At 59.5% G+C, this 13,834-nt stretch carries 12 protein-coding genes; 2 read left to right on the top strand and 10 right to left on the bottom strand.

The features are described 5' to 3' along the window. Nucleotides 1-128: 128 nt before the first annotated feature. The 5 genes from gltP to ABQX22_RS17510 all read right to left on the bottom strand — a co-directional run bounded on the left by gltP (nucleotide 129) and on the right by ABQX22_RS17510 (nucleotide 4,188). Complete coding sequence (gltP, locus tag ABQX22_RS17530) at nucleotides 129-1,460, bottom strand: glutamate/aspartate:proton symporter GltP (RefSeq protein ID WP_349801128.1); 1,332 nt, start codon at nucleotides 1,458-1,460, stop codon at nucleotides 129-131. Nucleotides 1,461-1,982: 522 nt separating this feature from the next. Then, nucleotides 1,983-2,450 (bottom strand): inhibitor of vertebrate lysozyme family protein, encoded by a 468-nt coding sequence (locus tag ABQX22_RS17525; RefSeq protein WP_349801127.1) that lies wholly within the window; start codon nucleotides 2,448-2,450, stop codon nucleotides 1,983-1,985. 1 nt (nucleotide 2,451) lies between these two features. After that, complete coding sequence (locus ABQX22_RS17520) at nucleotides 2,452-2,616, bottom strand: DUF1328 domain-containing protein (protein ID WP_002555679.1); 165 nt, start codon at nucleotides 2,614-2,616, stop codon at nucleotides 2,452-2,454. Between the two features lie 100 nt (nucleotides 2,617-2,716). Further along, on the bottom strand, nucleotides 2,717-2,998 hold the full coding sequence (locus tag ABQX22_RS17515; RefSeq protein ID WP_349801126.1) for a hypothetical protein: 282 nt from the start codon (nucleotides 2,996-2,998) through the stop codon (nucleotides 2,717-2,719). A 326-nt stretch (nucleotides 2,999-3,324) separates the two neighbouring features. Further along, entirely contained in the window at nucleotides 3,325-4,188 is an 864-nt protein-coding gene (locus ABQX22_RS17510) for a BON domain-containing protein (protein WP_349801125.1), read from the bottom strand. A gap of 262 nt (nucleotides 4,189-4,450) precedes the next feature. On the opposite strand from ABQX22_RS17510, the gene algB reads away from it, so the two are divergent. Together algB and ABQX22_RS17500 are read left to right on the top strand one after the other, a co-directional pair. Continuing rightward, a complete protein-coding gene (gene algB / locus ABQX22_RS17505; protein WP_349801124.1) occupies nucleotides 4,451-5,797 on the top strand; it encodes a sigma-54-dependent response regulator transcription factor AlgB in 1,347 nt (448 codons plus the stop codon). A 22-nt stretch (nucleotides 5,798-5,819) separates the two neighbouring features. Next, complete coding sequence (locus ABQX22_RS17500) at nucleotides 5,820-7,595, top strand: KinB sensor domain-containing domain (RefSeq protein ID WP_349801123.1); 1,776 nt, start codon at nucleotides 5,820-5,822, stop codon at nucleotides 7,593-7,595. Nucleotides 7,596-7,601: 6 nt separating this feature from the next. On the opposite strand, the gene ABQX22_RS17495 is transcribed toward ABQX22_RS17500, so the two are convergent. The 5 genes from ABQX22_RS17495 to ABQX22_RS17475 all read right to left on the bottom strand — a co-directional run bounded on the left by ABQX22_RS17495 (nucleotide 7,602) and on the right by ABQX22_RS17475 (nucleotide 13,823). Further along, the gene (locus ABQX22_RS17495; RefSeq protein WP_349801122.1) at nucleotides 7,602-9,224 is read right to left on the bottom strand and encodes an EAL domain-containing protein; all 1,623 of its coding nucleotides are present in this window, start codon (nucleotides 9,222-9,224) and stop codon (nucleotides 7,602-7,604) included. A gap of 82 nt (nucleotides 9,225-9,306) precedes the next feature. Beyond that, the gene (locus ABQX22_RS17490) at nucleotides 9,307-10,083 is read right to left on the bottom strand and encodes an N-acetylmuramoyl-L-alanine amidase (RefSeq protein ID WP_349801121.1); all 777 of its coding nucleotides are present in this window, start codon (nucleotides 10,081-10,083) and stop codon (nucleotides 9,307-9,309) included. A 105-nt stretch (nucleotides 10,084-10,188) separates the two neighbouring features. Beyond that, the gene (locus tag ABQX22_RS17485) at nucleotides 10,189-12,291 is read right to left on the bottom strand and encodes a GGDEF domain-containing protein (RefSeq protein WP_349801120.1); all 2,103 of its coding nucleotides are present in this window, start codon (nucleotides 12,289-12,291) and stop codon (nucleotides 10,189-10,191) included. Between the two features lie 20 nt (nucleotides 12,292-12,311). Then, nucleotides 12,312-13,103 carry an endonuclease/exonuclease/phosphatase family protein gene (locus tag ABQX22_RS17480; RefSeq protein ID WP_349801119.1) on the bottom strand — a complete coding sequence of 264 codons (792 nt, stop codon included), beginning with the start codon at nucleotides 13,101-13,103 and terminating at the stop codon, nucleotides 12,312-12,314. Between the two features lie 78 nt (nucleotides 13,104-13,181). After that, the gene (locus ABQX22_RS17475) at nucleotides 13,182-13,823 is read right to left on the bottom strand and encodes a thiol:disulfide interchange protein DsbA/DsbL (protein ID WP_349801118.1); all 642 of its coding nucleotides are present in this window, start codon (nucleotides 13,821-13,823) and stop codon (nucleotides 13,182-13,184) included. Nucleotides 13,824-13,834: the final 11 nt, after the last annotated feature.

The following is a 13,834-nucleotide window of genomic DNA, read 5'->3' as shown; positions in this document are numbered from 1 at the left end:
TTGGTCTTTTGGCGCAAATATCTCCGACATACCACAATCGCGGGCAAGCGCGCTCCTACAAGGGATTTGCGCCGGCCTCGCAAACAACAAACCCCGGAAAATCCGGGGCTTGGTGATGGCGCGGGGTGTCAGTCGACAGTCGCCTGACCCACCGGCAACGATCCGGTCTTACGCTCATGAACCAGCGACTGCCAGTAACGCTCGCCCTTGACGTCGTCGTACAGCCCTTCCCAGCGGGAGATAACCAACACCGCCAGCGCATTGCCGATCACGTTAAGCGCGGTACGCGCCATGTCCATGATGCGGTCGACGCCGGCAATAAACGCCAGGCCTTCCAACGGAATGCCCACGCTGCCTAGGGTCGCCAGCAGCACCACGAAGGACACCCCCGGTACACCGGCGATGCCTTTGGAAGTGACCATCAGGGTCAATACCAACATCAGTTGCTGCCCGATCGACAGATCAATGCCGTAGAGCTGCGCAATGAACAGCGCCGCGATGCTCTGGTACAGGGTCGAGCCGTCCAGATTGAAGGAGTAACCGGTGGGCACCACGAAACTGCTGATCGCCTTCGGCGCGCCGTAGGCTTCCATCTTCTCGATCACTCGAGGCAGCACGGTTTCGGAGCTGGCGGTGGAGTAGGCCAGGATCAACTCGTCCTTAAAGATGCGCATCAGCTTGATCACGGAGAAGCCGAACAGACGAGCGATCAGTCCCAGCACCACAAAGGCGAAGAAAGCGATGGCGACGTAAACCAGAATCACCAGCTTGGCCAGCGGCAACAGCGATGCAAAACCGAAGTTGGCCACCGTCACCGCAATCAGGGCGAATACGCCGATGGGCGCGTAGTTCATGATCATGTGCGTCACTTTGAACATCGTTTCCGAGATGCCCTGGAAGACCTTCACCAGCGGCTCACGGACGTCGGCTTGCAGGCTCGACAGTCCCAGCCCGAAGAACACCGAGAAAAAGATGATCGGCAGCATGTCGCCACGGCTGATGGCCGCAAAGATGTTGGACGGGATCAGGTTAAGGATCGTCGCGATGAACGCGTGGTCATGTTGCACTTCGGAGGTGGTCTTCTCGTATTGCGAAATGTCCACCGTCCCCAGGGTGCTCATGTCGATGCCCGTGCCCGGATGGAACACATTGGCAAGCAGCAAACCCACAACAATCGCGATGGTGGTGACCACTTCAAAATAGACGATGGTCTTGAAGCCGATGCGCCCCAGCTTCTTGGCATCACCCATGCCGGCAATGCCCACGATCAGTGACGAGATGACGATGGGGATGACGATCATCTTGATCAGACGAATGAAGATGTCGCCCGCTGGTTGCAGAATATTGCTGATCCACCAGGCTTTTTCTGCGCTGAAGTGATTGAGCGCAGCGCCAAGCGCGATCCCCAATACCAGCCCGATGAGGATTTGCCAGGCGAGGCTCAGTTTTGCCTTCTTCATGTCATTACCCTTGTTCCAGATGGCGTGGACATTCCCCAACCAGCACACGAAGCCGCCCTATGGAGGCAATTCGACGCGCTGGCGCCCTTGAAATAATCCAGCAAGTCACTGCAAACGAGCATCCGAGCTCTGGCAGGCGAAAAAGGGCGCAACTATTCCCACGTCCGCTCCGACCGTCTAATGCCGTAAACGACTACCTCATGCCGAATCGGCATGAGATAAATCAATGACTTAGCGATTCTGGAGTTCAGCGGATGTCAGCGCGGCCAAGGCTTAGAAGGCAAGACGTCGCATAGGCACAGCCTGCGGGGATGAAGAGGGGTCTAGGAAGGGGACAAAGCAAACACGCTTAATCTCGGCAGCGACCGGATTTACAGGCGTTTTTTTGTCGATATACGGTCGTAGGACGTTTCCGTCGCGCTTGCAGGACGTTAAACAATTGGGATAGGAAGGGTGAAACAGGGGCGGGTAGTTGCCGTATGCAAACAGCTGGGTCGGACTGGCCGACCCGTCTGCGGAGAATCAATACCAGTGCAGGTCTTTCTTCAATTGCTCTTTCAGAAGACCCTGCATACCTTCATCAGGCTTACCCAGGAAGCGATAGTCCGCGTGGCGAGTAGGCGATTTATCGGCAGGCAAGCCTGCCGGTACTTCAACCAACATCGCGTAAACGTCCTTCTTATCCAGGCTGTACGCAACGATCAGACGCTTGGTGATGCAAGTGTCTGCGGTCTCGCACAGAGGCCCGACGAGGTAGCCGTCACCGTTTTCAGTGACAGCGCTCATTTGTTCGGACGATCCGGACAGATTGATCACCCAATCGGGTAATCGCTCTTCCTTTTTCACAACACTCGACCACGCCTGGCGGAACTCGGGGCTGGAGCCAATCAGCTCGTTCACCCTGGACTGCCCGTCGTTGGCCGCCAATACCATGGCGCTGGTACTCATGAGGAGTGTCAGCGCCAGTGCATTGAAGTGTCTAACGGCCATGTCAGCCTCGACCGCGACGACCGAAGAAGAACGAAACAACGAACATCACCAGGAAGACGACAAACAGGATCTTGGCGATACCCGTTGCGGTGCCTGCGATACCACCGAAGCCCAGGACTGCTGCGACGATAGCGATGATCAGAAACGTGATTGCCCAACTCAACATGGTGATTCTCCTTACTGTTTTTGAATTCTAAACATCGAATCGAAATCGACTATTCGATGCAGGTACGCCTCTGACCTCAACAGGGCAGAAGATCCAACATTCAGAACACCCAGCTTTGCGCCCGCGGCGATGCTTCAACGGCTGCAGTTTCGTCAACAGACTGGAAGCTCAGCGCAACATCCTGAGCCTTCAGCGCCGTAGCGGTCGCAGCCGGTGCGGCATGGCGGTACAAAGGCTGAATCTGTATCGCAGCGTCCGATTGATTCCAGTGGTTAAACTGTTGAGCAGCAATCAGCGTGATCATCAGTGCCAGGCTGGCAAACAAGCCCTGTTGCAAGTGCAGAGGCGAGATGCGCATTTGAGCGAGACGCTGAATATTCATTCCGATGCTCCCTTCCCACCGAAGTGGCTATCAATCTTTGTTGGCCGACGCTTCGAGCCTTTCTTGAGAGAAGTATTGCAGGCTGTGTGCCAGCTTTTTAAATTCGATAAAACCTATATAAATCAATGAGTTGAATAGGGCAATGCGATGAGTCCTACACGCAAGCTGCACGATTGAACATTTGGCATCGTGCGGAATGCACGAACAGAACGGGAATGGCGGCGAGGCGGTGATGTGTAGGAGCGCGCTTGCCCGCGAGGCGTCGGTCGATTCAAAACAAAGGGCGCCTGACAGAACGCAATCGCAAGCGCGCTCCTACAGATTATTTAGCCCGCCGTTCGCGTCGTGACACGCAGGGTGTCGGCGTTAACCCCTTTGACGCCGCGGATATTGCGGGCGATTTCCACGGCGAGTTCTTTCTCGGCGTAGTTGGCCACGACGCCGTCGAGTTTGACGACGCCAGCCTTGGAGTCGACCTTGATGTTCAGGCCATCCAGCGTGCGGCTATAAATAAGGCTGGATTTGACCTTGCTGATGATCCACGCGTCGCTGAACTCTTCACGCACGCTGTTGGCCTCGGCGGCACTTTCGTCCTTGATGGCCTGTGTGTCACGGGCGCTGACGCTGATCAGGTTATTCACCTCCGTTACGCCATCGGTATTACTGGCCAGGCTTCCGGCCAACAGTTTCGCATCAGGATTCTGCGACTGTCCTTTAAGGGTGACGACGCCTTGCTGGCTTTCCACATCGATATTCAACGCTTCGGTCACGCTGTTCCATAACAGTTTGGATTTGATCGTGGCGGTCAGCGTCGCGTCTTCGAAGCGCTGAGCCATATTGGCCTTGGTCCCCGGCTCGGACGCGACAGCCCCATCGATCTCCAGCTGGTTGTCCACATGATTGATGCCCTGGGTACCGCCGGCAATCTGCTCGGCCAGGGCTTTGTCGACCTCGTTTTCCACTTTGCCTTTGAGAGTCGCCGTGCCTTGCTCGACTTCAACCGATAGGTTGAACGGGCTCAGGTGGCGGTTCAGGGCAAAAGCAGTCCAGATCGACCCTTCCTGTCGCGCTTCAGCCAGCTGCGTTTGCAGATCACCCTTCGGCGCTTCGGCCCCCTGAACAGAGAGCGAGGCAAACCCCAGCACTGTGGCGGTCGCGGTGGCCAGGGCAATCTTCTTCAGCGGGTGCATGGCGAATCTCCAACGGTTGCAAAAGGACTACCTAAAAGACTTTCCATAGGCCAAGTCGTTCTGTGCAGAGTGCCATCACTGCCTCATCGCGCCCCGGAACCTTGCGTCTTCATCTGGCGCGGGCGCCAGTAAATAGGCTGCGTAAGGGGAATATGCGCAGATAACTTCCATGTCGGGCGATTAATCAATCAGAATCCACCATGCAACTTGCCCGATGTTTCCGGGACTAACCAAAGATCATTCGTACAGGAGCGTAGGAAAAATGGAAGCAGCCACTGAGAATCAGGGCCGTATTCTGCTTGTGGATGATGAATCCGCCATCCTTCGCACCTTCCGCTATTGCCTGGAAGATGAAGGCTACAGCGTTGCCACCGCCAACAGTGCCGCTCAGGCCGAGGCGCTGTTGCAACGTCAGGTATTCGATGTGTGCTTCCTGGATTTGCGTCTGGGGGAAGACAACGGGCTGGATGTGTTGGCGCAAATGCGCGTTCAGGCACCGTGGATGCGGGTCGTCATCGTGACGGCCCACTCAGCGGTGGACACCGCCGTGGATGCGATTCAGGCCGGTGCTGCCGATTATCTGGTCAAGCCGTGCAGCCCCGATCAACTGCGTCTGGCCACGGCCAAGCAGTTGGAAGTGCGTCAACTGTCCGCCAGGCTTGAAGCGCTGGAGGGCGAGGTTCGCAAACCCAAGGACGGCCTGGACTCCCACAGCCCATCGATGATGGCGATTCTGGAGACAGCCCGTCAGGTGGCCAACACCGACGCCAACATCCTGATTCTGGGTGAGTCCGGTACGGGTAAGGGCGAGCTGGCGCGGGCTATTCACGGCTGGAGCAAGCGAGCAAAGAAGTCGTGCGTCACCATCAACTGCCCGTCACTGACGGCGGAGCTGATGGAGAGCGAGCTGTTCGGTCACAGTCGCGGTGCCTTTACCGGCGCCAGCGAAAGCACGCTGGGCCGGGTGAACCAGGCCGATGGCGGTACGTTGTTCCTGGATGAAATCGGCGATTTCCCGCTGACGCTGCAGCCTAAACTGCTGCGCTTTATTCAGGACAAGGAATACGAACGCGTCGGCGACCCGGTCACCCGGCGTGCAGACGTGCGGATTCTGGCGGCCACCAACCTCAACCTCGAAGACATGGTCCGCGAAGGCCGTTTCCGTGAGGACCTGCTGTACCGCCTGAACGTCATCACGTTGAACCTGCCGCCCTTGCGCGAACGCAGCGAAGACATCCTGACCCTGGCAGACCGCTTTCTGGCACGCTTCGTCAAAGAATACGGTCGGCCGGCGCGGGGGTTCAGCGACGAGGCCCGGGGGGCGCTGCTCAACTATCGCTGGCCGGGCAACATCCGCGAACTGCGCAACGTGATCGAGCGGGCAAGCATCATCTGCCCGCAGGAAAAAGTCGAAGTCACCCACCTGGGCATGGCTGAACAGCCCGTCAACAATGCCCCACGGGTGGGTGCCGCGTTGAGTCTGGACGAACTGGAAAAAGCCCACATCGGTGCTGTCCTGGCCACCAGCGACACCCTGGATCAAGCCGCCCGAACCCTGGGCATCGACGCCTCGACGCTGTACCGCAAGCGCAAGCAGTACAACCTATGACTGGTCGTCCATGAAGTTCGCGATGAAGTTACGCACCCGCCTCTTTCTCAGCATTTCGGCCCTGATCACGGTCGCCTTGCTGGGGCTGCTGCTAGGGCTTGTGTCCGTCATGCAAATGGCGAAATCACAGGAAACCCTGATTCAGCATAACTTCGTCACCCTCGACCTGGGCCTCAAACTGCGGCAAAACCTGGGTGATCAACTGGTCATGATGCTGCGCGACAAACCGGTCCAACCGGCCCTCGCGCAGACACAGCAGCAGTTTCAGGCGCTGCTGACCGAAGGCATCAATCACGATATCCAGACCAAAACCGATACCGGCTTTGAAAAGGCACAAGCCGATTATCGAGAATTCCTCCAGGCCTACGAGCGCATCCGGGACGCTGCGGTGCCCATCAGCGACGACGCTGATCTCAGTGCCAAATTCAATGAGCTGCGCAATGGATTGCTGGACGCCCACCGGCAAGCACTGGAAAACATCAATCAATCGGAAAGCAGCGCACGCACTCACGCGCTGTGGGTATCGGCGCTGCTCGGGCTGGTGGGCCTGGCGGTATTGGGCGTCGGTTTCGTTACGGCCCACGGCATCGCGCGGCGCTTCGGTGCACCCATCGAAGCGCTGGCCAAGGCTGCGGACAACATTGGCCAGGGCAATTTCGAGGTGACCCTGCCCATTTCGTCAGCGGCCGAGATGAATCTGCTGACCCGACGGTTTGGCGTCATGGCTGAAGCCCTGCGCCAGCATCAGGTCACCAATGTCGATGAGCTTCTGGCGGGCCAGCAACGTCTGCAAGCGGTCCTCGACAGCATCGACGACGGGCTGCTGATGATCGATCGTCAAGGCCGGCTGGAGCACTTGAACCCGGTGGCCCAGCGGCAACTGGGGTGGGATGAAAACCGCGTGGGTCTCGGGCTGGGGGAAGCGCTCAATCGCCCCGAACTCGATGAGCAGCTTTATCTGGTGCTGCGCGGCGGCACTCTGGAGCGCGCCCCTGAAGACCTGTCCATTGAAATCGATGGTGAAGCGCGGCTACTGACCTACAGCCTGACGCCGGTGAGCCACACCAAAGGCCATATTCTGGGCGCGGTGATGGTGCTGCATGACGTCACCGAGCAGCGCGCGTTTGAACGCGTGCGCAGTGAGTTCGTCCTCCGGGCATCGCACGAACTGCGCACCCCTGTCACCGGCATGCACATGGCCTTCGGGCTGCTGCAGGAGCGTGTGAGCTTTCCGGCGGAGTCGCGCGAGGCGGACCTGCTCAAGACCGTCAACGAAGAAATGCAGCGGCTGATGCAGCTGATCAACGACCTGCTGAATTTCTCCCGCTACCAGAATGGCCTGCAAAAACTCGCCCTGGCACCCTTTGACGTCAGTGACCTGCTGGAAGAGTCGCGCCAGCGGTTCGCGGACCAGGCGCAGGAACAGGACATCATCCTGCTGGTGGAAATCCAGGAGCCTCTACCGCGTCTGAATGCGGACCGGGCTCAATTGGAACGGGTGCTCGACAACCTGCTGGATAACGCGCTGCGCCACACGCCCCATGGCGGGCTGATCCGCCTGCAAGCGCGGCGCCACGGCGAGCGGCTGATCGTCAGTGTCGAAGACAACGGCGAAGGTATTGCCTACGGCCAGCAGGCACGGATCTTCGAACCGTTCGTGCAGGTGGGCCGCAAAAAAGGCGGCGCGGGGTTGGGATTGGCCCTGTGCAAGGAGATCGTGCAGCTGCACGGCGGCCGAATGGGCGTTTATTCGCGCCCGGCCCAAGGCACTCAATTCTATATGGCGCTGCCGCTCTAGCCGGGTTCAGGCCACGTCGTTTGCGCGGCGACCAACAGTATTGCGCCGCCCGCCGGTCACCAGCTCGATGAATTTTTTCGCGGTCAACGGCCTGGCGAACAACCAGCCCTGGCCATAAATCACACCTTCGCTCTTGAGCAGCAAGGCCTGGGATTCAAACTCGATGCCCTCGGCAATCACTCGCAGTTGCAGCGCATGCGCCATGCGAATGATGTGCGGCGCCACACCACTGCTGGCGGCGTCGTGGCCCAGCGCGTCGATAAACGCCTTGTCGATCTTCAGGCAATCCACCGGCAGCGTCTGCAGGTACGCAAGACTGCAATACCCCGTGCCGAAGTCATCGATCAACACCTGATGACCGCGATCGCGCAACGCCTGAAGATGATTGCGCGCCACCACCACATCAATCAGGCCGCGCTCGGTCACCTCGAAGGCAATCTGTCGGGGGGCCACCCGGTGCAGCGCGAGCAGCCTGGCCGTCACACGCCCGATCCTCGGCGCCATGACATCACAGGCCGCCAGGTTGACTGAAATGTACAGGTGCGGATTGGCCCGCAGCAGCGGCCCTAACTGGTCAAGCAATTGCTGAAGCACAAAATCGGTGATCTGGCGGATCTGGCCGGTGTTCTCGGCCAGTGGAATAAACAGGTCAGGGCTGGTCAGCGTGCCGTCTGGCCTGCGCCAGCGCACCAGCGCTTCGGCCCCCACGCAGATCCGGGTATTGAGATCGAAGATCGGCTGGTAAAGCACTTTCAATTCGCCGCGGCGCAAGGCGCCGTGCAGCTCGCCACCCAGAGACAGCCGCTGGCGTACCAACTGCAAAACCAGCGCACCGATGAACAACGACACCAGCACACTGGCCGGGACCAGCAACCACCAGGCCCCCGTGATCTTCTGTTGCAGGCCGCTGCGAGGCGTCACCAGCACCAGCTGATATTCAGGGCTTTGGGTGGGCATGCGATAGATGAGCTGATCCTGGGTGGTCATCAGCGTCTCGATCGAGGTCGGTGACCAGTCGGCAGTGGGCGGCCACGCCTGGGTTGGCCCCAGGACAGGGACCGCCTTGGTGCCGTTGTTCAGGACCACAATCAAACTGCCGCCTGGGGGCAAATCCACGACATCGGTCAGATGGCCACGGGACGTGGACACACGGAAATCGCCACGCCCGAGCATCAGTGACGCCAGGTTGTCATCCGGCTGGGTGGAGGTGTTGAGCCAGTAATCGTAGGTAGGGCCCCGAATATCCGGGGCGCGGAGCTTGCCGATCAGGCTTTGCCGGGTCCAGCTGGAGCAGAAGTGTGTGTCGTTGATGAACGCCGCCTCATAGATGAAGCGATACCGTGCGTTGACTTCGCGCAACTGGTCGATCATCCGCGGGCTGCATTCGCGAAGCGGCTGCGCTTCCAACTGATCGAGACCGGTGCGCAGCTGCCCGAATAACTGCTCGAGTCGAACCAGAAAGCGCTCGCCCTGGGCATTCATCTGCGCGCTTTCCTGCTGCCGCGCCTGATGCATGGCCAGCCCGAAACTGCCCGATAACAGCACAACGGCACTCAGCAACGCCGCCAGCAAAGCCAGCAGCGAAGGGCGATAGAAGATTGAGCGTAGTTGGGTTGTTGCCAGGAACATTGGGTGATATCCGGTCGAATCTACCCATGAGGTATAGCAACAAGCACGGAAATAGCGCGTCAAATATGACGCGCCCGAGCATTTAATTCTTGAGGTTGAGCACCTGGAGAATAGCCGCACTTTGCAGGTCAGGCTCGCCATCGAACTTTGTCGGGCGGTAATGCATCTGGAACGCGGCCACGACGTGGCGCGTGGCGACATCCAGCTCCCCGGTCTGGGGCGTGGCGTAGCCGAGCAGGGCCAACTGCTGCTGGAACCAGGAGATGCTCGGCACATTGCCCATCATCTGCGATTGCCGTTGCGCCACGCGTTGTTCGTCAGGCCAGACACCCAGGCCGGCCTGGGCCAGACGTTTCCAAGGGAACAACGGCCCTGGATCGAGCTTGCGCAGCGGGGCGATGTCGCTGTGGCCAATGATGTGCCGGGGCTCGATATGGTTGCGCTGCACGATGTCCTTGAGCAGCACGATCAACGCCTGGACCTGCGCCTCGCTGTAGGGGTACCACAGCTTGCCGGTGGGCGTGTCCTTGTAGCCGGGGTTGACGATTTCGATGCCGATGGAGCTTGAGTTCAGCCACGTCCGGCCTTCCCACTCGCTTTCGCCGGCGTGCCAGGCCCGCTTGCTTTCATCGACCAGTTTATAGACGGTCGCCGGACCGTCGCCGATGAGGTAGTGACTGCTGACTTCGCCGTGAGTCAGCAGCGCCAGCGAACGCTCCAGCGATGCAGAGGTGTAGTGAAGCACCACGAACTGCGCGCGCTCGTCGAAATTGACGGAGGGGTGGCTGGTGTCGATCTTTGGCCCGCTGGAACACGCGGCGAGCAGAAGGAGCAGGACAACGGAACAAAGCAATTTCATATGGAGACAGAACACGTAGACGAGTAACGCAACAGCATAACGTATGGTCTGCAGCGCGCCCATGCCAAGGCCCAAATGAAACATCCACTTACTTTTGTGCGTCCCCTATCCCTGCTCGATGCGGTTACGGCCCTCGGCTTTAGCCCGGTACAGCGCTTCGTCAGCCCGTTTGAGCACCACATCGCTGCGCTCGCCAGCTTTGAACGGGGTGATGCCCATCGACACGGTGATCGTCACCGGCTCACCCTTGAAGTGGAACGGGCACTGCTCAATACCGACCCTCACGTGTTCCAGCAGCACCATGCCGTCAGTCGCCAGGGTGTCAGGCAGCAGAAAAACAAACTCCTCACCCCCAAAGCGCGCAATGAAGTCGTTGGGCCGCAGACGTTTTTTCAGCTGCCCGGCGACGATTTTCAGGACTTTGTCGCCCGCCAGGTGCCCGTATCCGTCATTGATCCGCTTGAAGTGATCCAGATCCAGTATCCCCATCAGCAGGTTCTGGCGGGTGATCTGCAACTGCTGGATCTCGTGATCCAGACGCTCGCTCCAGGCCGCCCGATTCGGTAAGCCGGTGAGGGTGTCGATCAGGGCTTTCTGGCGCTGTTCTTCCAGGTTCAACCGGAAGCCTTGCGCTTCCTGCTCCATGGTTGCCACCCGCCCCACCAACGAAACCAACTGACTGGCGACATCCTGTTCGCGCTCGTCGCGTTCTTTCTGGTGTTGATCCATAGCGGCGATCAGCCCCTCGAAGCGGCTTTCCAAGGTGTGTTTCAGGCTGTCGAAGTCCGCGGCGTCCTGCACGCTGCTCTGCATGCCGCCGACATGCTCGCGTAACTGATCACTCTGTTGACGGGACACGGACTGAGTGTCGGCGTGGTCAGTAGTGGCCGCCAGGAGACTGCTCTGGAAGGACTCCAGCCGGTCGTTCAGGTGCTTGAGATAGACCTCGAACTCATGCTGACCGCTGTCGTTGATCGCCAGCATCAAGACCGCAAGATCGTCGAGTATCGGTAGTAATTCGTACCAGTTCAGGCCGTTTTCCAGCCTGGCCCGCATCGCTTCGGCTTGGGGCCGATGATGTTCGGGCAGCGTCAGGTCGTTCAACAGTCCCAGGAGTGTCTGTTCAATGTGCGCGGCGACAGAGCTGTAGGTGGGCTCGGGCGAGGAGGGCAATGCGAAGGGGGTATCGTCCTCGACTTCACTTGCTGCGGGTTCGACATCGACTTCTTCCACTACGTCGTGGTGCGCGTCCTCGATAGCGTCCTCGATGGACTCAGGCGGCTGGTCCGGGATGGTCGTTTCCGCCACGTCAGCGGCTGCGTCCGGTTCGGTTTCAGCTTCAGGTTCAGGTTCATCTTCGGAGGTTGGCTCCGCAGTCTGCCCTGTGGTTTCGACCTCGCGGGCAGGCACGTCTGGCTCGATCACGGGTTCATCCGGATGAGCCGCCTCACGCTCAGGCAAAACGGTGTCGATGACGACGGGTTCCACGGGCACTGGGGCAGATGCCTGGGAAATCGGCGGGGGGAGCGCGACAGCAGGGGGCTCGGGCGCGGCCACGGCGGGCAAACCGTCAGTCGCCACAATCGTCGGCACGTCAGGAGGGCCGGAAGGCGCAGGTGCCTCGTTGGTCCAGTTCGCCTTTTGCGGTGCGTTGTTCTCTTCCTCGGGAACAGGTTCGGAGGCGTCTCGACCGCCGAACAGCCGTTGCAGGAAACCCGGGCGGGCATTCAGTTCCGGGTGTTCCAGCAGCGCCAGCGCCTGACCCTGCAAACCGCTCAGCTCACCCAGCAGCAGCGGCAACTCGCGCGCCTGATTGACCCGTTCCTCAAGCCCCTTGGCCAATTGCTTGAGCGGCTTGCTCACCGCCTTGGGCAGCGGCAGCGCCTGAAGTTGCGTGACCAGCGAAGTCAGCGCGCTGCCCATTTGCTCGACGCGCTTTTCGCGCCGCTGCTCGGATTCCAGCACGGCTGTTTCAAGACGGGGTATCAGCGCGGCCAGCCCCGCATCCATATCGTCTTTGCGGACAATCTCGCGCATTTCCTTCATGCACTGGTCGACCGCCTTGTCTGCGCCCTCGGCCGCCAGGCTGCTGCGTACCAGGCCACGGCGCAACAAGTCGAGGCGCGCGTTCCACCGCCGCTCCAACTTGTCTTGCTGTTCAATGCTCTTGAGGTACTTTTCTTTCCAGCGCTGTGCTTCGTCGGTCATTCCACAGGTCCGAGAGGAGATCAGCAGGTTATCGGCAGGGAATCCCCAATTAATGAGGCCGGTAAGCGAATCTCCACCGCGACCGGCAGATGATCGGAGATGGGATGAGCCAGGACCTGTACTTTTTCAAGCGTCAGGGTCGGGCTCAGGAGGATGTGGTCCAGACAGCGCTGTGGTCGCCAGCTGGGGAAGGTGGCTTCAATCTGCGGCGCCAGCAGGCCGAGGTCGCGCAGTGGCGACAGCTCCAGCAGGTCGGACGCGTGGGTGTTCATGTCGCCCATCAGCACCTGATGCCGATAACCGCCGATGAGTTCGCGGATGTAGGCCAGTTGCCGCGTGCGCGTACGGGCACCGAGGGCCAGGTGCATGACCACGATGATCAATGCGTCGGGGCCTTCGCCGAAGCGAACCAGAATGGCACCCCGTCCGGAAGGGCCGGGCAGTGGATGGTCTTCTATTTCCCACGGTTTCAAACGGCTGAGCACGCCGTTGCTGTGTTGGCCGAAGCGCCCGAGGTTGCGGTTGAGCTGTTGATGCCAGTACGGGAAAGAACCGAGCTGGGCCAGGTGTTCAACCTGATTGATGTAGCCGGATCGAAGACTGCCGCCGTCGGCTTCCTGAAGGGCAACAAAGTCGTAGTCGCCCAGCAGGTCGCCAATCTTTTGCAGATTGCCTGCCCGCCCGTTATGCGGCAGCAGGTGCTGCCAGCCGCGGGTCAGGTAATGACGGTAGCGCTCAGTGCTGATCCCGACCTGGATGTTGAAACTGAGCAGACGGAGCCGGCCGTCAGCCGGCAGCCCCGTCTCTTGCAAGTGGCGCTCGTTGACCTTCGCTGATGGACGGCCAACGATGCGTTGCGTAGTACCCCAGCGCGCCATGGCGAGCCCGGCTTACTTGGCAGTCATCGCCGCACGCTCTTTGGCGATGAGCTGATCGGCGACCTGCAGGGTTTGCTCCGGACCACCGGCGGTGCCCAGGTCGAAGCGGTATTTGCCGTTGACGATCATGGTCGGTACACCCGTGATTTCGTACTTCTTGGCCAATTCCTTGTACTGCGCCACTTTGCCTTTCACAGCAAACGAATTGTAGGTTTCCAGGAACTTGGTCTTGTCGACGCCCTGGGTGGCCACGAATTCAGCCATGTCGTTCGGGTCGGTCAGACGCTTGCCGCCTTTCTGGATCGCGTCAAACACAGCGGCGTGAATTTTGTGCTCTACACCCATGGTGTCCAGAGTAATGAACAGCTGGCCGTGGGCGTCCCAAGGGCCACCGAACATGGCGGGCACACGGACGAAGTGTACGTCGGCGGGGAGTTTCTCAACCCATGGGTTGATGGTGGGTTCAAAGGCGTAGCAGTGTGGACAGCCGTACCAGAACATTTCGACGACTTCGATTTTGCCTGGCTCGGAAACAGGAACGGCGCTGCTCAGCTCTACGTATTGTTTACCGGCTTCGATGGGTTCTGCGGCTTGGGCGGACAAACCAAACAAACTGGTAACAACCAGAGCGGCGCTGAGGATCAGATTACGCATGCTTAACTCCT

This window comes from Xanthomonas sp. WHRI 1810A, from assembly GCF_040202885.1.
Taxonomy (GTDB): domain Bacteria; phylum Pseudomonadota; class Gammaproteobacteria; order Pseudomonadales; family Pseudomonadaceae; genus Aquipseudomonas.
This window is presented reverse-complemented; position numbering and strand designations above follow the sequence as displayed.